The sequence below is a fragment of the Micrococcus sp. TA1 genome (assembly GCF_014199555.1).
Lineage (GTDB): Bacteria > Actinomycetota > Actinomycetes > Actinomycetales > Micrococcaceae > Citricoccus.
On sequence record NZ_JACHNW010000001.1, the window covers coordinates 466,510 to 490,284 of the forward strand.

Annotated in this window: 19 protein-coding genes and 1 tRNA gene; 16 read left to right on the forward strand and 4 right to left on the reverse strand. The window is 73.2% G+C overall.

The window, feature by feature from the left end; genetic code table 11:
* Positions 1 to 7: 7 nt before the first annotated feature.
* Positions 8 to 994, reverse strand: a complete 987-nt coding sequence (locus GGQ69_RS01940) for a MoxR family ATPase (RefSeq protein WP_183523915.1) — start codon at positions 992 to 994, stop codon at positions 8 to 10.
* Between the two features lie 264 nt (positions 995 to 1,258).
* Between GGQ69_RS01940 and GGQ69_RS01945 the strand changes: the two genes are divergently transcribed.
* Together GGQ69_RS01945 and pth are read left to right on the forward strand one after the other, a co-directional pair.
* Positions 1,259 to 1,870 carry a 50S ribosomal protein L25/general stress protein Ctc gene (locus GGQ69_RS01945; RefSeq protein WP_183523918.1) on the forward strand — a complete coding sequence of 204 codons (612 nt, stop codon included), beginning with the start codon at positions 1,259 to 1,261 and terminating at the stop codon, positions 1,868 to 1,870.
* 8 nt (positions 1,871 to 1,878) lie between these two features.
* The gene (gene pth, locus GGQ69_RS01950) at positions 1,879 to 2,511 is read left to right on the forward strand and encodes an aminoacyl-tRNA hydrolase (protein WP_183523921.1); all 633 of its coding nucleotides are present in this window, start codon (positions 1,879 to 1,881) and stop codon (positions 2,509 to 2,511) included.
* Positions 2,512 to 2,572: 61 nt separating this feature from the next.
* On the opposite strand, the gene GGQ69_RS01955 is transcribed toward pth, so the two are convergent.
* On the reverse strand, positions 2,573 to 3,187 hold the full coding sequence (locus GGQ69_RS01955) for a low molecular weight phosphatase family protein (protein WP_183523924.1): 615 nt from the start codon (positions 3,185 to 3,187) through the stop codon (positions 2,573 to 2,575).
* 88 nt (positions 3,188 to 3,275) lie between these two features.
* On the opposite strand from GGQ69_RS01955, the gene GGQ69_RS01960 reads away from it, so the two are divergent.
* From GGQ69_RS01960 to GGQ69_RS02015, 12 genes are all read left to right on the forward strand, one after another.
* Positions 3,276 to 4,295 (forward strand): TatD family hydrolase, encoded by a 1,020-nt coding sequence (locus GGQ69_RS01960; protein WP_255459391.1) that lies wholly within the window; start codon positions 3,276 to 3,278, stop codon positions 4,293 to 4,295.
* A 173-nt stretch (positions 4,296 to 4,468) separates the two neighbouring features.
* Positions 4,469 to 5,503: a resuscitation-promoting factor gene (locus tag GGQ69_RS16690; protein WP_183523927.1), complete on the forward strand. Its 1,035-nt coding sequence runs from the start codon at positions 4,469 to 4,471 to the stop codon at positions 5,501 to 5,503.
* Between the two features lie 88 nt (positions 5,504 to 5,591).
* On the forward strand, positions 5,592 to 6,500 hold the full coding sequence (gene rsmA / locus GGQ69_RS01970; protein WP_183523930.1) for a 16S rRNA (adenine(1518)-N(6)/adenine(1519)-N(6))-dimethyltransferase RsmA: 909 nt from the start codon (positions 5,592 to 5,594) through the stop codon (positions 6,498 to 6,500).
* On the forward strand, positions 6,497 to 7,471 hold the full coding sequence (locus GGQ69_RS01975) for a 4-(cytidine 5'-diphospho)-2-C-methyl-D-erythritol kinase (protein ID WP_183523933.1): 975 nt from the start codon (positions 6,497 to 6,499) through the stop codon (positions 7,469 to 7,471). The genes rsmA and GGQ69_RS01975 overlap by 4 nt, the downstream gene beginning before the upstream one ends.
* Before the next feature lie 89 nt (positions 7,472 to 7,560).
* On the forward strand, positions 7,561 to 9,444 hold the full coding sequence (locus GGQ69_RS01980; protein WP_183523936.1) for an ABC-F family ATP-binding cassette domain-containing protein: 1,884 nt from the start codon (positions 7,561 to 7,563) through the stop codon (positions 9,442 to 9,444).
* 115 nt (positions 9,445 to 9,559) lie between these two features.
* Positions 9,560 to 9,631: transfer RNA gene (locus GGQ69_RS01985), tRNA-Gln, on the forward strand.
* A 309-nt stretch (positions 9,632 to 9,940) separates the two neighbouring features.
* Positions 9,941 to 12,646 (forward strand): LuxR C-terminal-related transcriptional regulator, encoded by a 2,706-nt coding sequence (locus tag GGQ69_RS01990; RefSeq protein WP_183523939.1) that lies wholly within the window; start codon positions 9,941 to 9,943, stop codon positions 12,644 to 12,646.
* The gene (locus tag GGQ69_RS16695; protein WP_183523942.1) at positions 12,643 to 15,300 is read left to right on the forward strand and encodes a LuxR family transcriptional regulator; all 2,658 of its coding nucleotides are present in this window, start codon (positions 12,643 to 12,645) and stop codon (positions 15,298 to 15,300) included. Before GGQ69_RS01990 ends, GGQ69_RS16695 begins: the two co-directional genes overlap by 4 nt.
* A gap of 346 nt (positions 15,301 to 15,646) precedes the next feature.
* Positions 15,647 to 16,147, forward strand: coding sequence for a nucleoside-diphosphate sugar epimerase/dehydratase (locus GGQ69_RS02000; RefSeq protein WP_183523945.1), 501 nt, complete (start codon positions 15,647 to 15,649; stop codon positions 16,145 to 16,147).
* Positions 16,147 to 17,298 (forward strand): Gfo/Idh/MocA family protein, encoded by a 1,152-nt coding sequence (locus GGQ69_RS02005; RefSeq protein ID WP_183523948.1) that lies wholly within the window; start codon positions 16,147 to 16,149, stop codon positions 17,296 to 17,298. Before GGQ69_RS02000 ends, GGQ69_RS02005 begins: the two co-directional genes overlap by 1 nt.
* Complete coding sequence (locus GGQ69_RS02010) at positions 17,298 to 18,482, forward strand: DegT/DnrJ/EryC1/StrS aminotransferase family protein (RefSeq protein ID WP_255459392.1); 1,185 nt, start codon at positions 17,298 to 17,300, stop codon at positions 18,480 to 18,482. The genes GGQ69_RS02005 and GGQ69_RS02010 overlap by 1 nt, the downstream gene beginning before the upstream one ends.
* On the forward strand, positions 18,479 to 19,648 hold the full coding sequence (locus GGQ69_RS02015; RefSeq protein WP_183523951.1) for a glycosyltransferase: 1,170 nt from the start codon (positions 18,479 to 18,481) through the stop codon (positions 19,646 to 19,648). The genes GGQ69_RS02010 and GGQ69_RS02015 overlap by 4 nt, the downstream gene beginning before the upstream one ends.
* Before the next feature lie 53 nt (positions 19,649 to 19,701).
* On the opposite strand, the gene GGQ69_RS02020 is transcribed toward GGQ69_RS02015, so the two are convergent.
* Entirely contained in the window at positions 19,702 to 20,235 is a 534-nt protein-coding gene (locus tag GGQ69_RS02020; protein WP_183523953.1) for a VanZ family protein, read from the reverse strand.
* A 242-nt stretch (positions 20,236 to 20,477) separates the two neighbouring features.
* On the opposite strand from GGQ69_RS02020, the gene glmU reads away from it, so the two are divergent.
* Both glmU and GGQ69_RS02030 read left to right on the forward strand, forming a co-directional pair.
* The gene (gene glmU, locus GGQ69_RS02025) at positions 20,478 to 21,998 is read left to right on the forward strand and encodes a bifunctional UDP-N-acetylglucosamine diphosphorylase/glucosamine-1-phosphate N-acetyltransferase GlmU (protein WP_183523957.1); all 1,521 of its coding nucleotides are present in this window, start codon (positions 20,478 to 20,480) and stop codon (positions 21,996 to 21,998) included.
* Between the two features lie 70 nt (positions 21,999 to 22,068).
* Positions 22,069 to 23,049, forward strand: a complete 981-nt coding sequence (locus GGQ69_RS02030) for a ribose-phosphate diphosphokinase (RefSeq protein ID WP_183523960.1) — start codon at positions 22,069 to 22,071, stop codon at positions 23,047 to 23,049.
* Positions 23,050 to 23,184: 135 nt separating this feature from the next.
* On the opposite strand, the gene GGQ69_RS02035 is transcribed toward GGQ69_RS02030, so the two are convergent.
* On the reverse strand, positions 23,185 to 23,691 hold the full coding sequence (locus tag GGQ69_RS02035; protein ID WP_183523963.1) for a DUF2505 domain-containing protein: 507 nt from the start codon (positions 23,689 to 23,691) through the stop codon (positions 23,185 to 23,187).
* Between the last annotated feature and the right edge of the window lie 84 nt (positions 23,692 to 23,775).

Genomic DNA, 23,775 nt, shown 5'->3' on the forward strand with positions numbered 1-23,775 from the left:
CCCGGTCTCAGACGCCGGCCGGGACGGCCACGGAGTGCAGGATGCGGTCGGTGACCGCCTCGGCCTCCGCGGCGTCGTGCGCGGACCGGCGCCGCAGCATCAACCGGTGCGGGAACACCACCCCCACGACGTCGGTCACGTCCTGCGGCGTCACGTAGGACCGGCCGTTCAGCGCGGCCTCGGCCTTGGCCGCCCGGGTGAGCTGCAGCAGGGACCGGGGGCTGGCTCCCACCAGCACGTCCGCGTGCTGCCGGCTGGCCCGGCCCAGGGCCACCACGTACCGGGCCACGGGCTCGGAGACGTGCACCCGGGAGACGGCCTCGATCATCTGCAACACGTCGTCGGTGGACGTGACCGGGGCGAGCCGGTTGACGGGAGCGGCCGAGGGCAGCGGACCGTGGTGGGTGCGCAGCATCTGCAGTTCGGCGTCCTCGTCCGGATAGCCCATGGTGATCCGGGCCATGAACCGGTCCCGCTGTGCCTCCGGCAGGGGGTAGGTGCCCTCGGACTCGACCGGGTTCTGGGTCGCCACCACCATGAACGGCTCGTCCAGCCGGTGGGTGGTGCCGTCCACGGTGACCTGGTGTTCCTCCATGCACTCCAGCAGGGCGGACTGGGTCTTGGCGGAGGCCCGGTTGATCTCGTCGCCGATCACGACGTTGGCGAACACCGCCCCGGCCCGGAACTCGAAGGTGTGCCGGTCCTGGTTGAACACGGAGACCCCCGTGACGTCCGAGGGCAGCAGGTCCGGGGTGAACTGGATGCGGTTGACGGTGCCGCCCACGGTCCGCGCCAGGGCCTTGGCCAGCAGGGTCTTGCCCACGCCGGGGACGTCCTCCACCAGCAGGTGGCCGCCGGCCAGCAGGACCAGGACGGCCGTGCGGACCGCCCGGTGCTTGCCGTCCACCACGGAGTCCATGGCCGAGAGCATGGCGGCGGTGGTGGCCGTCAGCCGCTCACCACCGGCCTCCCAGTCCTGCTGCGGGTTCTCCACGGGTCCTCCTGGGGATAGGGGTGCGGACACCACGGCCGGGTCGTTCCGCCAGCCTACTGGCACCACTGGTAGGATGGTCGGCGTTGCCCAGGCGAGGGAGCGTCCCGCTCCGTGATCGACGAGGCCGCCGCACCTCCTGGACCGTCGTCCCGGTGGGTCCAGTCCGGACTCCCGGCCGGTCCGCGCGAGGGGATGCGGCGAAGTCCTGCCTGGAAGGCCCGTTCCACCGACGGTGGAGTGGAGAGCGAGTACAGGAGGAGAACCATGAGCGACATGATCAAGATCCAGGTCACCCTGCGTGACGACTTCGGCAAGGGTGCCGCGCGCCAGGCCCGCCGCGCCGGCCAGATCCCGGCCGTCGTCTACGGCCACGGCACCGACCCGGTCCACATCCTGATGCCGGCCCAGCAGACCACGCTGGCCGTCCGCAACCCGAACGCCCTGCTGACGCTGGTGCACGACGGCGAGGAGCACCTCGTGCTGCCGAAGGACATCCAGCGCAACTTCATCAAGCAGACCGTCGACCACCTCGACCTGCTCGTGGTGCGCAAGGGCGAGAAGGTCGTCGTGGACGTGCCCGTGCACGTCGAGGGCGAGGCCGCCCCGAACACCGTGTTCAACCTCGAGGAGGCCACCGTGCCGGTGCTGGCCGAGGCCACCCACCTGCCGGACAACGTCACCATCGTCATCGAGGGCCGCGCCGCGGGCGAGCACGTCTACGGCCGCGACATCCAGCTGCCGGCCGGCACCACCCTGGAGCTCGAGGACGACTACGTCATCGCCACCATCTCCGAGCCCACCGTCCAGGACCTGGGCGAGACCGGTGAGGGCGAGGCGGCGGCCGAGGGCGCCTCCGAGGCCCCGGCCGAGGGCTGATCGACCCGATGACCGTGCAGGGTACCTCGTCGTCGGCGGCCGGTTCCGGCGGTGCGTCGGCGACGTGGCTCGTGGTCGGGCTCGGCAACCCCGGGCCCGACTACGCCCGCACCCGGCACAACGTCGGCCAGATGGTCGTGGACGAGCTGGCCGGGCGCTTCGGCACCGGACTGACCGCGCACAAGGCCGGCGCCGCCGTCGGGACCGCGCACGTGCGTCCGGGCGGACCCAAGCTGATCCTGGCCAAGCCGGCCAGCTACATGAACGTGTCAGGGCGCCCGGTGGGCGCCCTGGCGCGGTTCTACTCGATCCGGCCCGAGCACCTGATCGTGGTGCACGACGAGCTGGACATCCCCTTCGACACCCTGCGCCTGAAGACCGGTGGAGGCGAGGGCGGGCACAACGGCCTGAAGTCCATCTCCCAGGTGCTCGGCACCCGGGACTACCCCCGGGTGCGGGTCGGGATCGGCCGGCCTCCCGGGCGCCAGCCGGCCGCGGACTACGTGCTGCGTCCGTTCACCGCGGCCGAGCGCGAGCTGCTGCCGCTGCACGTGGACCGGGCGGCCGACGCCGTGGTGGAACTGGTGGAGTCGGGCCTGGAGAAGGCCCAGCAGCGGTTCCACCCCGCGCCCGGGCGCTGAGCCGGCCGACGCCGGTCCGCCCCGCCGCCCGACCCTCAGTCCCGCCGTACCGCCCGGTCCCTCAGTCGCGGCGGGCCAGGCCGACCAGCAGGTCGGCGATGTGCTCGACGGCCGGTTCCAGTGCGGACGCCATCTCCGTGTAGGCGGTGTCCGCCTGGCCGTACGGGTCGGGCAGGTCGATCGTCGCCAGGGATCCGCGGACCCTGGGGCGATGACGCGAGACGTGCCGGGCCAGCGAGCGGACGTCCTCGGCCAGGGTGGTCGATCCCGCCGCCGGGGCGGGCCATGCCGGGATCTCCCCCGTGGCCATCGCCCGGGCCGCTGCCCCGAACTCGAGCATGGTGAAGGACCGGTTCAGCGCCGCCGGCGTCTCCCGCAGGATGACGGCCGAGTGGTCGGAGGTGGCGGCCAGGAGCAGGTCGGCCCCGCCCACGGCCCGCCCGGTCAGTTGCATGGGGGCATGGTCGGTGAGGGTCTGCAGCGAGCCGGCCCGCGGCAGGGCGTGGACCTGTGGCGGCACCGTGAGCCGCGGGTTGACCTGGGTGCCCGCCGAGACGACCCGGTACCGGCCCGGGGCGTCATGCTCCAGCCGACGGGCCAGCAGGTGGTGGCCGTAGGCGGAACGGCAGATGTTGCCCGTGCACACGAACAGGACGGTGGCCTGCGGTTCAGTCATCCGGCCATCGTATCGAGGGCGGCCGCGCCCGTCCGTCGGTGCCGACTCCCGCGGTCATGCGGCCCGGCCCGCGCCCTAGCATGAAGGCATGTCCACTCCTGACGACGTCCGCACCGCCCCGTCCACCGATCCCGCCGGCAGCGGTGATCGCGTCGGCCGCCCGGACGCAGCGGTCCCGGCGGCCTACCGTCCGGCCCCGGACGAGGAGCCCGGGGCGCCCGCCGTTCCCGGGGAACGCCGGCGCCAGCCCACCGAGGAGAAGTCGCGGCGCAAGCGGCGCCTGGAGTACCCGCCCGCCCCCGAACCGCTCACGGTGCCCGTGGTGGACAACCACACCCACCTGGACTTCCGTGACGGTCTCGTGACCGTGGACGTGCACCAGGCCATGGACGCGGCCGCGGCCGCCGGGGTGTCCGGTGCCGTCCAGGTCGGCTGCGACGTGGAGTCGGCCCGGTTCACCCTGGCGGCCATCGAGGCGGAGCCCCGACTGCTCGGGGCCGTGGCGATCCACCCCAACGACGCCGCCCGGCTGGCCGAGCGCGGACACCTCGAGGCCGCCCTGGAGCAGATCGAGCAGATGGCCGCCCACCCGCGGGTGCGGGCGGTGGGGGAGACCGGGCTGGACTACTACCGCACCGGGCCCGAGGGGGTCGGCTCCCAGCAGGAGGCGTTCCGGTGGCACCTTGACCTGGCCCACCGCCTCGGCAAGGCCGTCCAGATCCACGACCGCGACGCTCACGAGGACGTGGTGCGGATCCTGCTGGACACCCCGGACCTGCCGGAGAAGGTGGTGTTCCACTGCTTCTCCGGCGACGCGGCCCTGGCCCGGACCTGCAACGAGCACGGCTGGTACATGTCCTTCGCCGGCCCGGTGACCTTCGCCGCGAACGACGACCTCCGGGCCGCCCTGGCCGAGGCCCGGAAGGACCTGGTCCTGGTGGAGACGGACGCGCCCTTCCTGACCCCGCACCCTCATCGCGGCCGGCCGAACGCGCCCTATCTGGTGCCCCTGACGGTCCGGCGGATGGCCGAGGTCCGGGGCATGGAGGTCGACGCCCTCAGTGCGGCGATCGCGGCGAACACCCGGAGGGTCTACGGCGAGTTCTGAGGGCTGCACCGGCAGGCGGGAAAGGCGCGCTGACCACGCCGGTTCGTGACCAATTTGATATCTTTGTTATCCAGCCGTTATCGTAGATCACCAATTGGCCGGATCGGGCCGTCGGACGCCTGCCATGGGCCCGACCTGAACCCGTGCCCGGATGCGACGACGACTGGATATCCATGGCACGAGTGATGAAGGGCCGTCTGGCCAAGCTGATCGCCCAGGTGGCAACCCTCGCCCTGGTGATCGTGGGACTGGTGGCCCTCGTGTCCACCCAGCGCGGCGCCGAGGCCACCGCCTCCGCCGACGACGCGGCCCCGGCCTCCGCCACCGGTGCCGACGACGCCGATGCCGGGTCCCTGGGCTCCACCGTCCTGAACCTGGAGCGGGCCTCGCAGGTCGACGTGGTCCTGCCCAAGGCCGTCACCGTGAAGTCCGGCACGTTCGAGCGGGCCTTCGCCACCGGCGCCGCGACCGTCGAGCAGGCCCTGCGCCAGGGCAAGGTCGACTTCGACGGCAATGACCGCCTCTCTCCCGCCGGGGACACCCCCGTCACCTCCGGCATGACCGTCACCGTGCAGCGCGTGGACACCGCCACGACGACCACCGCGAAGGCCGTTCCGTTCGAGACCGTCAAGGTCCAGGACGAGGACCTGGCCCGCGGCAGGACCGAGGTCGTCGCCGAGGGCCGGGCCGGCAAGCAGGTCACCACGTGGACCGTCACCACCGTGGACGGCAAGGTCACCGGCCGCAAGGCCACCGCGACCGAGACCGTGCGCGAGCCGGTGGACCGTCGCATCGCCGTCGGCACCAAGGCCCCGGCCCCGAAGCCCGCCCCGCGGCAGGCCGCGCAGCCGACCCGCACCGAGGCGGCCGCATCCGCCCCGTCCAGCTCCTCCGCCGCCCGCCCGTCCGCTCCGCGCGAGACCACCCCCGCCCCCCGGCCCGAGCAGGCCTCCGCCCCCGCCTCGGGTGCCTGGCAGGCCCTGGCCGAGTGCGAGTCCGGCGGCAACTGGTCCATCAACACCGGCAACGGTTACTACGGCGGCCTGCAGTTCTCGGCCTCCTCCTGGGCCGGGGCCGGCGGCACCCGCTACGCACCGCTGCCGCACCAGGCCACGCCCGCCGAGCAGATCGCCACCGCCGAGGTGCTGCGCGCCAACGGCGGCTGGGGACACTGGCCCGCCTGCTCCTCCAAGCTCGGCCTGCGCTGATCCACGGCTCCCCGGCGCGAGCCACCGAACACCCGTTGTCCCCAAGGGCCCGCTCCGGCGGGCCCTTGGGCATTGCCGCCCCCGTAGGATGGAACGCGTGACCGCCCCTGACGCCCCCCTGCTCTCCGCCACCGACATCCGCCGGCTGGCCACGGAGCTGGACCTGCGTCCCACGAAGACGCTCGGGCAGAACTTCGTCATCGACCCGAACACCATCCGGCGGATCACGGCCGCCTCCGGGACCACGGCCGAGGAACACGTCCTGGAGGTCGGCCCCGGCCTGGGCTCCCTCACGCTGGGCCTGCTGGACGCCGCCGCCGCGGTCACCGCCGTGGAGATCGACCCGGTCCCGGCCGGGCGCCTGGCCCAGACCGCGTCCGAATTCCGGCCAGGAGCCGGTGACCGCCTGGGGGTGTTGCTCGCCGACGCGATGCACGTCTCCGCCGCCGCCATCGACTCCGTGCGCCCCGCCCGGGCGCCCGGTCCCCCCACCGCGCTCGTGGCCAACCTGCCCTACAACGTGGCCGTCCCGGTGCTGCTGCACCTCCTGGCGGAGGTCCCCTCGCTGCGGCACGGACTGGTCATGGTCCAGGAGGAGGTGGCCGACCGCCTCGCCGCGGACCCCGGTTCCAAGGTCTACGGGGTGCCCTCGGCCAAGGCGGCCTGGTACGCCGAGGTACGCAAGGCCGGGACCATCGGCAAGAACGTCTTCTGGCCCGCGCCCAAGATCCAGTCCGGGCTCGTGGCCTTCACCCGGCGCAACCCGCCGGAGACCACGGCCACGCGGAAGCAGGTCTTCGCCGTCGTGGACGCCGCCTTCGCCCAGCGCCGCAAGACGCTGCGCGCCGCGCTGGCCGGCTGGGCGGGCTCGCCCGTCGCCGCCGAGACCGCCCTGCGCGCCGCCGGAGTGGACCCCCGGGCCCGCGGCGAGGTGCTGGGCATCGAGGCCTTCGCCCGGATCGCCGCCGCCCGGCCGGAACGGGGTACCGGCGCATGAGCCCGACGGCCTCCCACCCCGAGTCCGGCCGGCTGTTCAGCCACGTGACCGCGCAGGCGCCCGGCAAGGTGAACCTGTCCCTGGCCGTCGGCGGCCCGCGGCCGGACGGCTACCACCCCGTCGCCAGCGTCTACCTGGCCGTGTCCATGGCCGAGGAGGTCACGGCCACGCCCCGCGCGGACGGGGACGTCACCGTCTCGCTCGCCGACAACTCCAGCGTCTTCGTGGACCCGGACCTCATCCCGCAGGACTCCTCCAACCTGGCCGCCCGGGCCGCCCTGCTGCTGCGCGAGCACCTCGGACTGGACCCGGCCACCCACGGAGTGCACCTGGAGATCACCAAGCAGGTGCCCGTGGCCGGTGGCATGGGTGGTGGCTCGGCGGACGCGGCGGCGGCGTTGATGGCCTGTGCCGCGCTGTGGGACGCGGGACTGTCCCGGCAGGACCTGGCCTCGATCGGCGCGTCGCTGGGCGCGGACGTGCCGTTCGCGGTGATGGGCGGGGCCGCCGTCGGGCTCGGCGTCGGTGACGAGCTCACCCCGCTGCTGGCCCGGCACCCCGTCCACCTCGTGCTGGTGCCCGCTGCCACCGGCCTGTCCACCCCGCAGGTCTACGCCCTGCTGGACCGGCTGCGCGCGGAGGGCACCCTGCCCACCCCGGACACCGACCCGGAGGTGGACCGGGACCTCGTCCAGGCCCTCACCGCGGGCAACGCCGAGGAACTGGCCCTGCTGCTGCGCAACGACCTGCAGGTCCCGGCGGCCACCATGGTGCCGGAGCTGTCCGAGATGCTGGACGTCGGCCTAGAGGAGGGCGCGCTGTCCGGTCAGGTCTCCGGTTCCGGCCCCACCGTGATGTTCCTGACGCGCAGCGCGGAGGAGTCCTTCCAGCTGGCCGCGCGCCTGGAGGACCGCACCGGCGTGGCGGCGATCGCCGTGCACGGCCCGGTGCACGGAGCCCGAGTGCTCTAGCGCCCGGCACCCACCGCGGGACCTCCGCCCCGGCCCCACCCACACCCCGGCCCCACCCACACCCCCGAACCTAAGGACCACACCGCTTCATGGCACACCTGCTCGGCGCCGAGAACATCGGCATCTCCTTCGGCACCCGCACCGTCCTGGACGCCGTCTCCCTGGGCGTGGACGAGGGCGACCGCATCGGCCTCGTCGGCCGCAACGGCGACGGCAAGTCCACGCTGATGCGCATCCTGGCCGGCCAGCAGGAACCCGACGCCGGCCGGGTCACCCGCCGGGGCGGCGTCACCCTGGGCGTGCTGGACCAGCGGGACGACCTCGACGATGCCGACACGGTCAAGCACGCCGTCGTCGGGGACGTCCCGGACCACGTGTGGGCCTCGGACCCGAAGATCCGCGACGTCATGCAAGGCCTGCTCGGCGGCCTGGACTGGGAGCGCACCGTTGGGACCCTGTCCGGCGGACAGCGACGCCGCACCGCCCTGGCACGGTTGCTGGCCGGCGACGACGACCTGATCTTCCTCGACGAGCCCACGAACCACCTCGACGTCGAGGGCGTCGCCTGGCTCGCCGGGCACCTCAAGACCCGTTGGCGGGCCACCGACGGCGGTCTGCTCGTGGTCACGCACGACCGCTGGTTCCTCGACGAGGTCTGCACCCGCACGTGGGAGGTGCACGACGCCACGGTGGAGCCCTTCGACGGCGGGTACGCGGCCTGGATGCTGGCCCGGGCCGAACGGGACCGCGCCGCGGCCGTGATGGAGTCCAAGCGGCAGCAGCTGGTGAAGAAGGAACTGGCCTGGCTGCGCCGCGGCGCCCCGGCCCGCACCTCCAAGCCCAAGTTCCGCATCGAGGCGGCGAACGCGGTGATCGCCGACGTGCCGGAACCGCGGGACTCCGTCTCGCTGGCCAAGATGGCCACCGCCCGGCTGGGCAAGGACGTCCTGGACCTGGAGTCGGTCACCTACACGATCCCCGGCCCCGACGGCGGCGCGCCCGTCACCCTGTTCGACGACGTCACGCTGCGGCTGGCCCCCGGTGAGCGGGTGGGGATCGTGGGCGTCAACGGTGCCGGCAAGTCGACCCTGATGCGCCTTCTCGACGGGCAGGTGCAGCCGGACTCCGGGCGGGTCAGGCGCGGCAAGACCGTGCAGACCGCCATCCTCACCCAGGACGTCCGGGAGCTCGACGAGGTCTCCCACCTCCGGGTGGCCGAGGTCATGGCCCGGGAGGGCAACTCGTTCCAGGTCGGCGGCAGGGACCTGTCCACCGGGCAGCTGCTGGAGCAACTGGGCTTCGGCACGTCGCGGCAGTGGACGCCCGTGGCCGAGCTCTCCGGTGGCGAGCGGCGCCGTCTGCAGCTGTTGCGCCTCATGGTGGGGGAGCCGAACGTGCTGATGCTGGACGAGCCGACCAACGACCTCGACACGGACACCCTGGCGGCGGTGGAGGACATGCTCGACGGCTGGCCGGGCACCCTCGTGGTGGTCAGTCACGACCGGTACCTGCTCGAACGCGTCACCGACCACCAGCTCGCCCTGCTCGGGGACGGCAGGGTGCGCGACCTGCCCGGGGGAGTGGACCAGTACCTGGCCCTGCGCCGGGAGCAGGAGTCCCCGGGTACGGGGCGGGTCGGGGGGCTCACGGGCGCCGGCGGTGGTGCCGGGGCCCCGCCTGCCGGCGGCGGGACGGGCTCGAGTGCCCCCGCCGGACCCGGGACGGCGGCCGTGCCGTCCGGTCCGAGCGAGGCCGAGAAGCGGGCGGCCCGCAAGGAGGCCGGCCGGCTGGAGCGACAGCTGGCGCGACTGGCCGAGGAGGAGTCCGAACTGCACGCCCGGATGGCGCGGTTGTCCGAGTCCGGGGACTTCGAGGCGCTCGCCGGGGCCAACGCCGACCTGCAGGAGCTGGCCGAGCGCAAGGAACAGGCCGAGCTGGCCTGGCTCGAGGCCGGCGAGGTCGCCGAGGGGTAGGCGAGGGGTAGGCGAGGACCCGGCCCTGGCCTGCGGTGACCGGCCCGGCCGCTGCATCCCCTCCTTGCCCCGCGAGGTGACTGTGGCAGAATGGACTGCCGGCCCCGCTGGCCGATCCGCCCTGGTGTAACGGCAGCACGCCGGCCTTTGGAGCCGTGCAGTATAGGTTCGAATCCTATGGGCGGAACCGTGATCGATGCCGTGTCGCCCAGTCAGGGCGATAGGCACATGATGGTCATTTCGTCAAGGGTTAATTTTGGGGGTTGATTTCGCCTCCTAAGCGTCCGCCCATGTCGTCAGGGCTTCCCCCCGCCCCGAACTGCTCCCTAGGATCTGTGACGAAAGCCACCTGTCAAGGTCGTGACGCATCCCCGCGATCATGTCCGGAATCCCCCTTCCGGAGGCAGTTCAGAACAGAGGGCGCTCCAGTATGTACACGTCTCATCGGTCCCATTCACCCCAACGCTCGCTCCAGACCCCCCGGCCCCGTCTCCCCATGACCGGCCGGACCCTGTCCGTCGAGCCCGTCCCCCCGTTGCCGCGTGCCGTCGCACCGGCCCCGCCGGCAGCACCGCCGGCCCCCTCCCTCAACGCGTCACCGCCGGTCCAGCCACCGGTGTCCCAGCGGTCGCGCCTGGCGCAGCAGCCCGGGGTCGCCTGGCTGGGCTCCGGCACCGACGGCCGGTGGATGGAGTCTCCCCAGGAGGCCAGCACGGCGCTGGGCCGGATCCTCGCCGGCGACGCCCTGCGCGGTGCCGTCCTGATCGGTGAGGCCGGTGACCGGCGCGAGACCATCGAGACGGCCCTCGCCGCCCTCGCCGCCCTCCCGCCCGAGCGGTCCGTCTACCGCCTGCACGGCAGCGCCTTCGCGGCCGCCACCCCGTACGGGGCCCTGGCCATCCTCCTCTCCGGACTGGACCGCACGCCGCCCTCGTCGCTGCACGGCATGCTGCGCACCCTGTCGGGCTTCCTGCGCCCGGACGGGGCCGCCCCGGCCGTCGTCATCGTCTCCCAGCCGGACCAGATCGATGCCGGCACCATCACGGTGCTGTCCCAGCTGGCCCAGGTCGACAGCATCTGCCTGGTGGTCCACTGCGAGCGGCTGACCGACGTCCCCGTGGACCTGGTGTCGCTGCTGCGCGCGGGCCTCGTGGCCGGGATCACGGTGCGGCCGTTGACGCCCACGGCCGGTGAGAGGCTGATCGAGGACGTGCTCGACGGTCCGGTGTCCCGGTTCGCGGCGACCGTGCTGTGGCGCCACAGCGGCGGTTCGGTCAGCCGCCTGCGTCAGCTCGCGCGTGACTGCGTGGCCAGCGGCAAGCTGCAGCGTGCCGAGGAGGGCTGGATCATGGTGCCCGGGGCCCTGCCGAGGATGGACCCCACCGGTCTGCTGGCCACCTCGCTGCGGCACCTGCCCGTCCGCCAGCGCTCCCTGCTCGAGATGCTGGCCGTCTGCGGGCCCATGCCCGTCAGCGACCTCATCCACATCGGCTTCGCGCACGAGCTGGACACCTTGCAGGACGGGGGCGCGCTGGAGATCCGCAGTGACCAGTCCGGCCGGATCGCCCGGCTGGACTCCGTGCAGTCGGCGGAGACCCTGGCGGCGATCGAGCCGGACCGCCGCCGCGAACTGGCCGGCATGCTGCAGACCCTGGATCCCGGGTACCACAGCGTGCTGCGGGCCGCCGACGAACTGATCATGCTCGGTGACGTCCAGGGCGCGGTGTCCCTGTTCGTGGAATCCGGGTGGCACGCGGCGTCGAACCCCGGTCCGGCAGGGGAGTCCGCCTGGACACACCTGGCCTGGGCCGAGTGCTGTGCCCGGATCGCCATGGGGGACCTGGACGGGGCCGAGGCCGTGCTGACGCGGGCGCCGGTCGCGGATTCCGCGTCCCTGAGCGTGCTGGCGGCCAGCGTGGCCGTGGCGCGCGGTGACCTCCGCGAGGCACACGCCCGGTTGGACCAGATCCCTGCCGAGCACCTGCCCGAGCTGCTGGCTCCGCGCGGTTCGGACGTCACCGGGGAGTCCGTGCGCTGCCGCGCCCAGGCCCTGCGGGCCGAGGCCCTGGCCCTGGGCGATGACCAGGACGGGGCACTGCGCCTGCTGGACCGGCTCGACGCAGAGCTCACCCGCTTCCACTCCGCCGGGATCATCGACGACGTGCTGAGTCCCGCGGACCGCTCCGTCCTGGCGCAGTCGATGCTGAACGTCCTGCTCGCCTGCGGGCAGCTGGACCGGTGCCGGGACCTCGCCGAGACGGTCATCGACGGCCATCACGGGAACCCGCAGTCAGCGCAGTACGCGGAACTGGTCCTGACCACGGTCGATGCCATGACCGGAGACCGTGAGCCGGCGTACCGCCGGGCCGCGGGCCTGATGGCCCAGCTGGAGGCCATGGGCAATCCGCACGAGCTCCAGGCGGCCCGGGCCCTGCTGGTCTTCTGCAGTGACGGTGGCGACGGCGGCGCGGACACCCGGGCCTCGGAGGTCTTCCAGGCGCTGGTGGACAGCCAGGCCGGGCAGCTGGCGGGTCAGCCCCTCGGCCGGCTCGGCTGGGTGACCGAGCTGTTCCTGGCCCAGGCCACCGCGCGGATCCACTCACCCGAGGCGAGCCTCGCCCGTATCTCCGCCCTGGCCGAGCGGGCTGCCGAGGCCGGCCTGTACGCCGTCGAGTTCTCGGCCCTGGCGATCGCCTTCCAGTCCGGGGACCTCCGGCTCGCCCCGCGGCTGGCCCAGGCCGCCGCACGCACCCAGACCGCGGCCTCGGCCCCCAACCAGCTCCTGGCCCGGGCCGTCCTGGAAGACGACGAGAACCTGCTGGTGCGGGCCCTCGAGGCCCTCGCGGAGGCCGGGTGCGCCTCATACGTCGAACAGGCGGACTCGCCGCTGCTGAAGGGGCTCTCGCCCCAGGTGCTGCGCCGGATCGCCGACGCCGCCCCGTCACGGCGGGCGAAGAACGGGCCGGCCGACGACGCCGGCACCGACCCCGAGTGGATGGGCCAGCTGACCCGCCGCGAACGGGAGATCGCCCGGCTCGTGGTCGACGGCAAGACGAACGCGGTGATCGCCCGCATCACGGGGATCTCCATCCGCACCGTCGAGGGACACCTCTACCAGATCTACGCCAAGCTGCAGGTCCGGGGCCGGGCGGACCTGACCCGGCTCGCCGCCGCCCAGGCCCAGCTGCAGGTGGGCCGATGAGCGAGCAGACCACGGGGCTGCGGCCCCAGCACGCGGGGATCCCCACCGATTCCCCTCACCTCACGACGCTCGTCGAGGACCTGCTCGGAGCCGACCGGGCCGGCGCGGTGATCCTGGGCGGCCCCGGCACGGGGAAGTCCTCGCTCGTCCAGGCCGCCCTGGAGATCGCCGGCCTGGCGGACAACGTGCACACCGTCCAGTGCACACCGTCGCTGCGCGAGATACCGTACGGGGCCCTCGTCCCCCTGCTGACCGCACTGGACGAGCTCAACACGCCCGTCGGGGTGCTGCGGGCGCTCCAGCAGCTGGGCACCACCCCGGTGATCGTGGTGGTGGACGTCCAGTACCTGGACGCCGCCAGCGCCTTCGTCCTGGCCCAGCTGGTCCAGAACCGGGCAGCCACCCTGCTGGCCAGCGGGACCGGTCTGCTCGGCCGGGAATCCGGGATCGCGGCGCTGTCCGACACCGGCATGCTCCGCACCGTCCACCTGGGACCGGGTGACCCGGACCAGGTGCGGCGCCAGTGCGAGCGGACGCTCGGCGGCTCCTTGACCCAGGGGGCGGCGCGCACCATCCACGGGATGACCGGGGGCAACCCCCGGCTGGTCCAGGCCTTCCTGGAATCGGCCCTGCACCAGGGGGTGCTGGTCCAGGCCAAGGGCGGTTCGGTCCTGCCGGGCCGTGCCGTCCCCTGGGTCCTGCTCCGTCCGGCCCCGGACCCGGATGCCTGGCTCGTGGACACGGTGGAATCCATGCAGGCCTCGCTCCTGCCCGGAGAGCGGGAGTGCCTGGACCTGCTCGCCCTGGCCGGGGTGGCCTCCCGGGCCCACCTGCGTGCGGTGAGCGGCGACCACGTCCAGGACCTGCTCGAGAACGGTTTCCTCCGGGAGGCCGGTGCCGATGCCGTGACCCTGTCCGCGGTCCTGCACGCCGAGGTCCTGCGCTCGTGCATCCCTCCGGGGCGCAGCGTGGACCTGTTCGCCCGCTGGCAGGCCGTGGGCGGGTCCATCCACGACCGGCCCACCGCGCGCACCGTGCTGTGGGCCCTGGAGTGCGGGCATCCCGTGGACCTGGGGGACATCATCGCCGCCGGCTACCGGGCGCTGGGGACCAAGGACTGGCCGACCGCGCGCGCCCTGGCCCCGTTCCTGGCCGGGCGAGAGGACCCGCGTGCGGACCTGCTGGTGGCCGAACTCATGCTCGTGGGCGGCCGGACGGGCACGGCCCGGGCCGAACTGGAGGAGCTGGCGGCCCGGTCCGATGACCCGGACTACCGGATCGAGGTCTACGGGCTGCTGGCCCTCGACCTCGTCCGCAACGGCCAGGCGCCCCACGGCTGGGCGGCCCTGCCGCAGGCGCTGGCCGGGGTGCGGGCGCGCATGACCACCGAGCCCGCGCTTCCCGAGTCCCTGCGGACCATGATCAACCTGCTGCTGGACCCGGGCATGGACGACCGGCGCGACGAACTGCTGGCGCAGTCCCGCCAGCTGATCGAGGACCCCGGCACCGACCCCGGCACCCGGGCCATCCTGCTCCTGCTGCAGTCGGACCTGCTGGGCCTGGCCGGGCAGGCCGCGGAGGCCATCGAGGTGGCCCGCGCGGCCCATGAGCTGGCCGTCAGCACGCCGCAGTTCTCGGCCAGGTTCGGCGTCTACGCACTGGTCAACCTGGTCCTGAACCTGACGACCGCCGGCGAGCTCGACGAGGCCCGGAGGGTCCTGGACACCCAGGACCGGCTGGGTCCCCGTCAATGGCACCAGCGGGCCGGCACCGTGCTCGCGCTGCGGGCGATGGTGGACCTGGTCCACGGCGGCACCGCGGGGTCGGTCTCCACGCTGCACGACGCCGTGGTGGACCTGCGTCACTACGACCCGGCGCAGCTGCTGCCGTGGGCCGAGGCCACGCTCACCCCCCACCGGGTGGCGCTGTCCCCGACCCCGGTCGACATCGGTGCCGACGTGCGGGCGCGCCGGCCACAGCGCGGTTCCCGGGGCCGTTGGCTGCTGGCCCTGGCCCTGTTCAGCATCGCCGAGGACCGCGTGAAGGCCATGACGGACGACCACCGGCCCCTGTGGCGTCAGATCCTCGAGGATCCCCGGCTCGACGCCGACCCCGTGGTGCGTCGCGAGATCCTGTTCACCCTGTTGGTCCTGCGTCCCCCGCAGGCCGAGGACGACGGCGTGATGTCACGGCTGCACGGTATCTGCTCCGGCCTGGACGGGCGTCGGTCCCGGGCGCTCACACGGGTCCTCGACCCGGCCCTGGGCCACGACCCACGCGGACTGGCCACGGTGGCCGAGCACACGGCGTCGTCCGGGGAGATCCTCCCGGCAGCGATCGCCTGGTCCCGGCTGGTCCTGCTGCATCACGGGGCCGGGGACCTGCGACGGCGCGGTGAGGCCCTGCGGAGGCTGAAGAGGCTCCAGGTGTCCACGGGCCTGCAGTTCCCGCCCTTCGTGACCGGCGCCCTGGCCCTCGGGGAGCTGACCGCACGGGAGCAGGAGATCGTGGACCTGGCGGCCGCCGGGATGAGCAATGCCGAGGTGGCCGAGAAGCTCTTCGTCTCCCAGCGGACCGTCGAGGGCCACCTCTACCGGGTGTTCACCAAGCTCGGTATCACGGAGCGCTCCGAGCTGCGCGACCTGCCGGTCTGATTCCTGCGCCGGCGCACCACCACGCCTCCCCGGGCCAGCCGCCCGCGGCTGACATCGGGCCACGCCCATGCACCCGCGGGCGGCTCACCCGTCCCGGCGAGTGACCGTAGCGAGAGCCCGGGATCCGAGCACGTGCTCCGCGGGGCGATTTAGAGTACGGGCCCACGGATGTGGCGGGCGGGGGCCGATCCTAGGCTCGAGGGGAAGCGAGAGGCCGTCACCCCCGGCGGCCTCCCCGGGCCGGTCGTGCTTCACGCTCATGGGCAGGCCGGCCCCTCACCCCTGTGGGAGTCCAAATGCCTTTTCCAGCCGATGCCCCGCGCGGGCCCCGGGATGAGTCGTGACCATGGTGCAGACATCCGGCACCGCCCTGTCGAGCGGTCAGCGCACGCAGCACGCCGTCCCGGTCACCCCGTGCCGGGGTGGCCTCCTGGACCGCGCTCTCGTGACGGTCCTGACGACGCTCCTGCGGATCACCGCCCCCGGCGGGCCGGCCCGGTGGCTGCCTGCCCGGCGGCCCTGGCGGGCCGTGGTGCGCCGGAGCCGGCTGGAGGGCCGTGCCCTCTCCGTCGTGGTCGTCGGCGCCCCGGCCGACGTGCGCCAGGTCCTGCACCGGGCCGGGCGGCGGCCCGCCGCCTACACGATCGTGGGCGTGGTGCTGGACGGCGAGGTCGCCTCGGGGGACGCCACCCAGGACTGGGGTGAGGCCCACCGCGCCCTGTGCTACGTGGGGATCGACGAGGTCGATACCGCCGTCAAGGACCTCGGCGCCGACGCCGTCGTCGTGGCCGGGCCGTTGACGGGGGACGATCAGGGCCTCCACGGACCCGGGCCGGGGGTGTACTGATGGGCCTCCCCTCCGAGAACACCCTCCGTCCCACGCTGCGCGTGGCCGTGATCGGTGCCGACAGCGGCACCCCGGGCCTGGCCCGGGGCTTCGCCCAGAGCACGGACTGGGAGGTCGTCGCCGTCTGTGACGAGGACCGGTCCCGGGCCGAAGGCCTGGCCCGGGAGGCCGGGAACCCTGCCGTGACCAGCTCCGTGACCGAACTGCTCGCCGGACACGACGTCGACGCGGTCGTGATCGCGACACCGGCCCAGACACACCACGGGATCACCCTGCAGGCGCTCGCCGCCGGCAAGCACGTGCTGCTGGAGAAACCCCTGGCGGACACGACCGGGGCCGCCGTCGAGATGGTGGCCGCCGCGGAGTCCCGCGGCAGCGTGCTGATGGTGAACCACGCGTACTGCTACACCCCGGCCGTGCTCAAGATCCGTGAGCTCATCGCCGGCGGTGAGCTGGGGGAGATCCGCTACGTGGACTCCGTCAGGATCAACCACGACTTCGTCCGGTCGGACGCGGACGTGTTCTGGGACCAGGCGGCGCACGACCTGTCCGTCCTGGACTTCGTCCTCCCCGGAGGCCTGGAACCGCAGGTCGTCTCGGCCCAGGGCGCGGACCCGTTGCGCTCGGGCAAGGCCTGCGTGGGGTACCTGAACCTGCCGTTGTCCAATGGTGCCCTGGCCCACGTCCACGTCAACTGGCTGTCCCCGACGAAGGTCCAGCAGATGGTGATCGGGGGCAGCCGGAAGACACTGATCTGGGACGACCTGAACCCCCAGCAGCGGCTGAGCATCTACGACCGGGATGCCGTCCCGGACCGCCGGCACATGGGCCTGGCCGATGCCGGGACCGGCCCGGGCGCGGCGATCCCGTCCCGGCTGCAGGACCCCTGGTCGCCTCCCCTGAGCGAGTCCACGCCGCTCGCCCTGATGGTCTCGAACTTCGCGGACGCGATCCGTGGTCACCGGCCGGCCCTGACCGACGGCCGGTCGGCCCTGCGCGTGCTGTCCGTGCTGGAGTCGACCTCGACCAGCCTCGCGCGGGGTGGGGCCACGACCGCGATCCCCGATCCGTGGGCACCGGCCCACGGGGCGTCCGGCGCCGGCGGGACGGCACCGGACGCGGGCGAGCGGACCGGACGGGGTGGGACCTGATGAGCAGGATCAGCCTGATGCGTCCCTGGCTCGGGCCGGAGGAGGCGGAGGCGGTCCGCCAGGTCATCGAGTCGGGCTGGGTCGCCCAGGGTCCACGCACCGCCGAGTTCGAACGCGCCTTCGCCCAGGCCCAGGGCGTCTCCCACGCCGTCGCGACCTCCTCGGGCACCTCGGCCCTGCACCTGGCGCTCGTCGTGGCCGGGATCCAGCCCGGTGATGACGTCATCGTCCCGTCCCTGTCCTTCCTGGCCGTCGCCAACGCGGTGACCTATGCGGGAGCGAGGCCGGTGTTCGCGGACGTGGACCTGATCACCGGCATCGCCACGGCGGAGACGCTGGACGCGGTCATCACGCCCCGGACCACGGCGGTGATCGCGGTCGACCAGGGCGGGATGCCGCTGGACCTGGACCCCATCCGGGACCTGTGCGACCGCCACTCGCTGGCCCTGATCGAGGACGCCGACGGCGCGGTCGGCTGCACCTACCGGGACCGTCCGGTCGGGACGGGCGCCGACATCACGGCCTGGTCCTTCCACCAGGACGCGGTGCTCACCACCGGTGAGGGAGGCATGCTCACGACGGACAACCCGGAGTGGGCGGCCCGCGCCCGGCGGCTGCGCGAGCACTCCCTGGACGTCAGCGCGGCCGAGCGCCATGAGTCCGTGCCCTCGGCGCCGGAGCACTACCCGGAGATCGGCTTCGACTACCGCATGACGGACCTGCAGGCCGCCCTGGGGCTGGTCCAGCTGGGCAAGGTGCCGGAGATGGTCCGGCGCCGCAGGGCCCTGGCCCATGAGTACCAGGACGTGCTGGCCACGGTGCCCGGGGTGCGGTACGCGGCGGACCCGGACTACGGACGGGGCAACTTCCAGTCGTTCTGGATCGAGGTCCTGCCCGGATTCCCCCTGGACCGGGACGAACTGCTCGCCTGGCTGGTCGCGGACGGGATCTCGGCCCGGCGGGGCGTCATGGCCGTCCACCGGCAGGACGCGTACGCGGGACACTCCGGGCGGGTGCGGCCGCTGCCCGTGACCGAGCGGCTGACCGACCACACCCTGGTCCTGCCGGTCTTCCACACGATGACGGCCGAGGAACACCGCCGGGTGACCGCGAGCCTGCAGTCCGCCTCCCAGGCGCCGCGGAACCGCCGCGGCGAGGGGACCCCGGGGGTGCCACCCCGATGAGGATCATCGTCTGCCTGCACGACATGGAGGCAGGCGGCAGCCAGCTCAACGCCCTGGACCTGGCCGCCGCCATCCGGGACCGCGGTCATCACGTCATGCTCTACGCCTCGCCCGGCCCGCTGATGGACCGGGTCCACGCCCTGGGCCTGGACCTGACCCTGGCGGGCTCCTCGGCACGTCTCTCGGTGGGCTGGGCGGCCGGCCTGCTCCGGCTGGCCCGCTCGTGGCGGGCCGACGTCGTGCACACCTACGAGTGGGGTCCCTCCATCGGGGTCTCCTTCGGTGCCCACGGTCTCATCGGGATCCCGCAGGTGATGACGGTGCCGTGCGGGGACGTCCCGCGGTTCCTGCCCCGGCACCTGGACCTGATCGTGGGCTCGCGGAGGCTGTGGGCGGACACCGGGGCCCACACCCGCCGGCACCTGATGGCGCCACCGGTGGACACGGTCGCCTGCGCGCCCACCGACCCCCGGCCCGCCCGCAGGTCCCTGGGGCTCTCGCCGGAGGACCTGGTGATCTCCCTGGTCGGACAGATGACCACCGATCTCGACCAGGCCGCGGGCGTCATCGCGGCCATCGCCCACGTCGACCGCCTGGCCGAACGCGAGCCCGCCGTCCTGCTGATCGGCGGCGGTGGACCCGAGCTCGTGCGCATCCGCGCGGCCGCCCGCCGGGTCAACACCCGCCACGGGCGCCGCGTGGTGCTCGTCACGGGCAGCCTCCCGGACCCCTCCCCGGCCTATGCGGCCGCGGACGTGGTGCTGGGCATGGGCGGTTCGGTCCTGCGGGGCATGGCCTACGCCAAACCGGCGATCGTGCTGGGTGCGGACGGATTCTGCGAGCCGGTCACCCGGCGGACGATGACGTCGTTCGACTGGCAGGGTTACTACGGCGTCGGCGACGGCGGGGAGTACGGACTGCTGCCCCACCTGATGGAACTGGCCGCGGACGCCGCCGAGCGCCGCCGCAGGGGGGAGTGGTCACGCGCGGTGGTCGAGGAGCACCACAGTCTCCGCCGCGCGGCCCTGCTCCTGGAGAACATCTACGGCAATGCGCTGGGCCGTCGGCACGGACTCGCCGAGCGCACCGGTTCGCTGGCGCGGTCGGCCGCCGAACTGGGATCGTTCCTGACCCACCGGCTGCTGGCAGGGCGGCCTGCGGTATGAACCGCCGGGCGCGGTGTCCCCGCCACGCGGCCCGGGGACACGACGGCGGCCGCTCAGGAGGGAATGTCCGTCCGGCCCCGCTGGCGGGCCGCCTGGACGCCGCGGTAGAGGACCACGCCGGCCAGGGCGCCCGCGGAGTTGCAGACCAGGTCCCGCACGGTCCCGCTGGTCCCGGTGAGCAGGTACAACTGGGTCAGCTCGACCCCGGCGGACCACGCCGTGGCCAGCAGGAGGACCCCCCAGTCCGGCACGCCGGTGCGCGGCGCGGTCCCGGTGCCCTCGCCCCGGCTCCCGCACCGCCCCCACAGGCAGGTCAGCAGGAAACCGATGGGCACGAAGACCACCACGTTCGCCACGGCCCCGATCCGGTCGAAGGGCAGCCCGGCCAGGATCCCCGTCTCGGCGGACCACGCCACGAGGGAGTCGGTGAACTCTGGCAGGCCCGGGGAGGTCAGGCGGACGGAGAGCACCAGGGCACACACCCCCAGCAGGTAGGCCAGCAGGAGCCAGCCGGCCCATTGCCGGCAGCGTGCCCGGCCGAAGGGCGCTGCCGTGGGTTCACCCACTCGTGCTGACTCGGCGTTCATCGTCGGCATCTGTGCCCCCCCAGGCGTCCTCCGCGACGCGTTGCCGGTCAACGGTCGCACTGGCTTCACCGTAGGAACGCCCCGCCCGGTCGGCAAGGGCAACCCGCATCCCACGGGCCGGACCCCGAGGCGGTCGAGTACCCCCGCCCGGTACACGTCACGCCGTCCACGTGGTCCCGAGTGGCGATCACGTGGAGCGGGCGGTCTAGACTGGCCTGCGGCAGTCCCGCCGTGAAGCATCGATGCAGGAGCGTAGATCCTTGACCGAGTCCTCCGTGGCCAGCGCCGCGCCGTCAGCCGTCATCGTCCTGGCAGCAGGCGCCGGTACCCGGATGAAGTCCAAGACCCCCAAGATCCTGCACCGCATCGGCGGCCGCTCCATGATCGGCCACGCGCTCGCCGCCGCGGCCGGCCTGGCCCCCCAGCGGCTCGTCGCCGTCGTCAGGCACCAGCGCGACCTCGTGGCCGGGCACATCACCGCCCTCGCCGACGAACTCCCGGGCCTCGAGGCGGCCACCCTCACGATCGCCGACCAGGACGAGGTCCCGGGCACCGGCCGCGCCGTGCAGTGTGGACTGGAGTCACTCCAGGCCGCCGGGCACCCGGTCCAGGGCACGGTCGTGGTGACCTACGGGGACGTCCCGCTGCTGACCACCGCCCTGCTGGACGAACTGGTCACCGCCCACCAGTCGGAGGGCAACGCCGTGACCGTGCTGACCGCTCTGCTCGCCGACCCCACCGGATACGGCCGGATCCTCCGCGAGGCGGACGGCTCCGTGGCCGGCATCGTGGAGCACAAGGACGCCACCGACACCCAGCGGCAGGTCAACGAGGTCAACTCCGGCATCTACGCCTTCGACGGCGCCCTCCTGGTGGACGCCCTGTCCCGGGTCACCACGGACAACGCCCAGGGCGAGATGTACCTGACGGACGTGCTCTCGCTGGCCCGCGAGGCCGGCGGCCGGGTCGCCGCGGTCACCACCGAGGACCAGTGGCAGGTCGAGGGCGCGAACGACCGCGTCCAGCTCTCCGCGCTCGGAGCGGAGATGAACCGGCGCACCGTGGAGGCCCACATGCGGGCGGGCACCTCCGTGCAGGACCCCGAGACCACCTGGATCGACTCCACCGTCACCCTCGAGCCGGACACCACCGTCCTGCCGAACACCCACCTGCAGGGCACCACGCACATCGCCGAGGACGCCGTCGTCGGTCCGGACACCACGCTGGTGGACACCACGGTGGGCGCCGGTGCGACCGTGACCCGCACCCAGGCGACCGGGGCCGTCATCGGCGCCGGGGCCGTCGTCGGGCCGTTCACCTACATCCGGCCGGGCACGGTGCTGGGGGAGCAGGGCAAGATCGGGGCGTTCTACGAGACGAAGAACGCGGTCATCGGCCGCGGGTCCAAGCTCTCGCACCTCGGTTACGCCGGGGACGCCGAGATCGGCGAGTACACGAACATCGGCTGCGGCAACATCACCGCGAACTACGACGGCGTCGCCAAGCACCGGACCGTGATCGGCGACCACGTGCGCACCAGCTCCAACACGGTGTTCATCGCCCCCGTGACCGTGGGGGACGGTGCCTACACCGGCGCCGGCGCCGTGGTGCGCAAGGACGTCCCGGCCGGTGCGCTGGCCCTCACCGTGGCCCCGCAGCGCAACGCCGAGGGCTGGACCGAGGAGCGCCGCCCCGGTTCCCCCGCGGCCGAGGCCGCCGCTCGCGCCCGGTCCGCGCAGGACGCCCCCGGCGACGGCTCCTGAGCCCGCCCCGAGACTCCCCTCCCCTCCCCGCCGGCCGGCACCCCCGACAAGAACCAGGAAGTACATCCCCATGAATGAGATCACCCAGCACAGCGAGAAGAAGCTGGTCCTGGCCGCCGGCCGCGCCCATCCCGAGCTGGCGGAGCAGGTGGCCCAGGAACTGGGCACCGAGCTGCTGCCGATGAGCGCCTACGACTTCGCCAACGGGGAGATCTACGTCCGCTCGGCGGAGTCCGTGCGCGGCAAGGACATCTTCGTGATGCAGTCGCACCCGGCGCCGCTGAACAACCACCTGATGGAACAGCTGCTCATGCTGGACTCGTTCAAGCGGGCCTCGGCCAAGCGGATCACCGTCATCTCGCCGTTCTACCCCTACGCCCGCCAGGACAAGAAGGGCCGCGGCCGCGAGCCGATCTCCGCGCGCCTCGTCGCCGACCTGTACCGGACCGCCGGCGCGGACCGCATCATGAGCGTGGACCTGCACACCGCCCAGATCCAGGGCTTCTTCGACGGCCCCGTGGACCACCTGTTCGCCATCCCGCTGTTGAGCGACTACATCCGTTCCCGGACCGGTGGCGACGAGCTCACCGTGGTCTCCCCGGACACCGGTCGCGTGCGCGTGGCCGAGCAGTGGGCCGAGCGCCTGGGCGGTGCCCCGCTGGCCTTCGTCCACAAGTCCCGTGACCTGACCGTGCCGAACCAGGCCGTGTCCAAGCAGGTCGTCGGCCAGGTCGAGGGCCGCACCTGCGTGCTGATCGACGACATGATCGACACCGGCGGCACGATCGCCGGGGCCGTCCGGGTGCTCGAGGACGCCGGGGCCAAGGACGTCATCATCGCCGCCACCCACGCCGTGTTCTCCGATCCGGCCGCCCAGCGACTGGCCGAGTCCGGCGCCCGCGAGGTGGTCGTGACGAACACCCTGCCGATCCCGGAGGAGAAGCGGTTCGAGACCCTGACCGTGCTGTCCATCGCCCCGCTGATCGCCCGCGCCATCCGCGAGGTGTTCGAGGACGGCTCGGTCACCAGCCTGTTCGACGGCGTCTCCTGACGCGGGCCGGGCTCGCCCTCGTGGCGCCCGGCCCTCCCGGACGGAGCGTTCCGTCCTGAACGAGAGGACCCGTCACCCCGGTCTCCCGGGGTGACGGGTCCTCTCGTTCAGGACGACGGCGCGGATCCGCGCGGCCTAGCGGTCCAGCCAGTCCGTGACCTCACGCGACTGCCGGGCCAGCACCTTGCCGACCCGCGGCTCGGCGGCCTCGGCCAGCTTGCCGCCGACCAGCGGGATCCGGCACTCCACGTAGCCGTCCACCTGCACGTCGGTGCCGGTCTCGGTCGGCACCAGCCGCTGCTCGGCGGTCGCGGTGACCTTGACCGCGGTGACACTGAGCAGCAACTGCCCGGTCCGCGAGCCGTCCGCCGCGGGGGCGGACCAGTTCTCCTGCTGCTCCACGCTCAGCTTGTCCCCGAGGAACTTGCCGGCGAACTTCTGCACCGTCTCGGGCAACCGGTGCACGGGCACGGAACGGAGCATGGTGACGGACACCGGCCCGGTCGGCTCACCCTGGCGCTCGAAGGCGACCAGCTGACCACCGAGCCCCTCGGTGACCTTGCGGTTGAATTCCTCACTGGCCAGGGCCGTGAACACGTCAGCCGGCGGGTGGGCGATGGTGGTGGACTCCTTGAACGCCATGGGGCTCCTCCTGGGGGTTCGACGCTACGTGGCCTCCGCTGGCAGCGGACGCCGGAGTCGAGCCTATCGGAGCAACTATGCTGG

Coding starts and splice junctions, on each gene's coding strand:
- glmU (WP_183523957.1), top strand. CDS start 20,478: ATGCAGGAGCGTAGATCCTTGACCGAGTCCTCCGTGGCCAGCGCCGCG.
- GGQ69_RS16695 (WP_183523942.1), top strand. CDS start 12,643: ATGAGCGAGCAGACCACGGGGCTGCGGCCCCAGCACGCGGGGATCCCC.
- GGQ69_RS02005 (WP_183523948.1), top strand. CDS start 16,147: ATGGGCCTCCCCTCCGAGAACACCCTCCGTCCCACGCTGCGCGTGGCC.
- GGQ69_RS01975 (WP_183523933.1), top strand. CDS start 6,497: ATGAGCCCGACGGCCTCCCACCCCGAGTCCGGCCGGCTGTTCAGCCAC.
- pth (WP_183523921.1), top strand. CDS start 1,879: ATGACCGTGCAGGGTACCTCGTCGTCGGCGGCCGGTTCCGGCGGTGCG.
- GGQ69_RS02015 (WP_183523951.1), top strand. CDS start 18,479: ATGAGGATCATCGTCTGCCTGCACGACATGGAGGCAGGCGGCAGCCAG.
- GGQ69_RS01945 (WP_183523918.1), top strand. CDS start 1,259: ATGAGCGACATGATCAAGATCCAGGTCACCCTGCGTGACGACTTCGGC.
- GGQ69_RS02020 (WP_183523953.1), bottom strand. CDS start 20,235: ATGAACGCCGAGTCAGCACGAGTGGGTGAACCCACGGCAGCGCCCTTC.
- GGQ69_RS01980 (WP_183523936.1), top strand. CDS start 7,561: ATGGCACACCTGCTCGGCGCCGAGAACATCGGCATCTCCTTCGGCACC.
- GGQ69_RS02030 (WP_183523960.1), top strand. CDS start 22,069: ATGAATGAGATCACCCAGCACAGCGAGAAGAAGCTGGTCCTGGCCGCC.
- rsmA (WP_183523930.1), top strand. CDS start 5,592: ATGGAACGCGTGACCGCCCCTGACGCCCCCCTGCTCTCCGCCACCGAC.
- GGQ69_RS01960 (WP_255459391.1), top strand. CDS start 3,276: ATGTCCACTCCTGACGACGTCCGCACCGCCCCGTCCACCGATCCCGCC.
- GGQ69_RS02010 (WP_255459392.1), top strand. CDS start 17,298: ATGAGCAGGATCAGCCTGATGCGTCCCTGGCTCGGGCCGGAGGAGGCG.
- GGQ69_RS01955 (WP_183523924.1), bottom strand. CDS start 3,187: ATGACTGAACCGCAGGCCACCGTCCTGTTCGTGTGCACGGGCAACATC.
- GGQ69_RS16690 (WP_183523927.1), top strand. CDS start 4,469: ATGGCACGAGTGATGAAGGGCCGTCTGGCCAAGCTGATCGCCCAGGTG.
- GGQ69_RS02035 (WP_183523963.1), bottom strand. CDS start 23,691: ATGGCGTTCAAGGAGTCCACCACCATCGCCCACCCGCCGGCTGACGTG.
- GGQ69_RS02000 (WP_183523945.1), top strand. CDS start 15,647: ATGGTGCAGACATCCGGCACCGCCCTGTCGAGCGGTCAGCGCACGCAG.
- GGQ69_RS01990 (WP_183523939.1), top strand. CDS start 9,941: ATGACCGGCCGGACCCTGTCCGTCGAGCCCGTCCCCCCGTTGCCGCGT.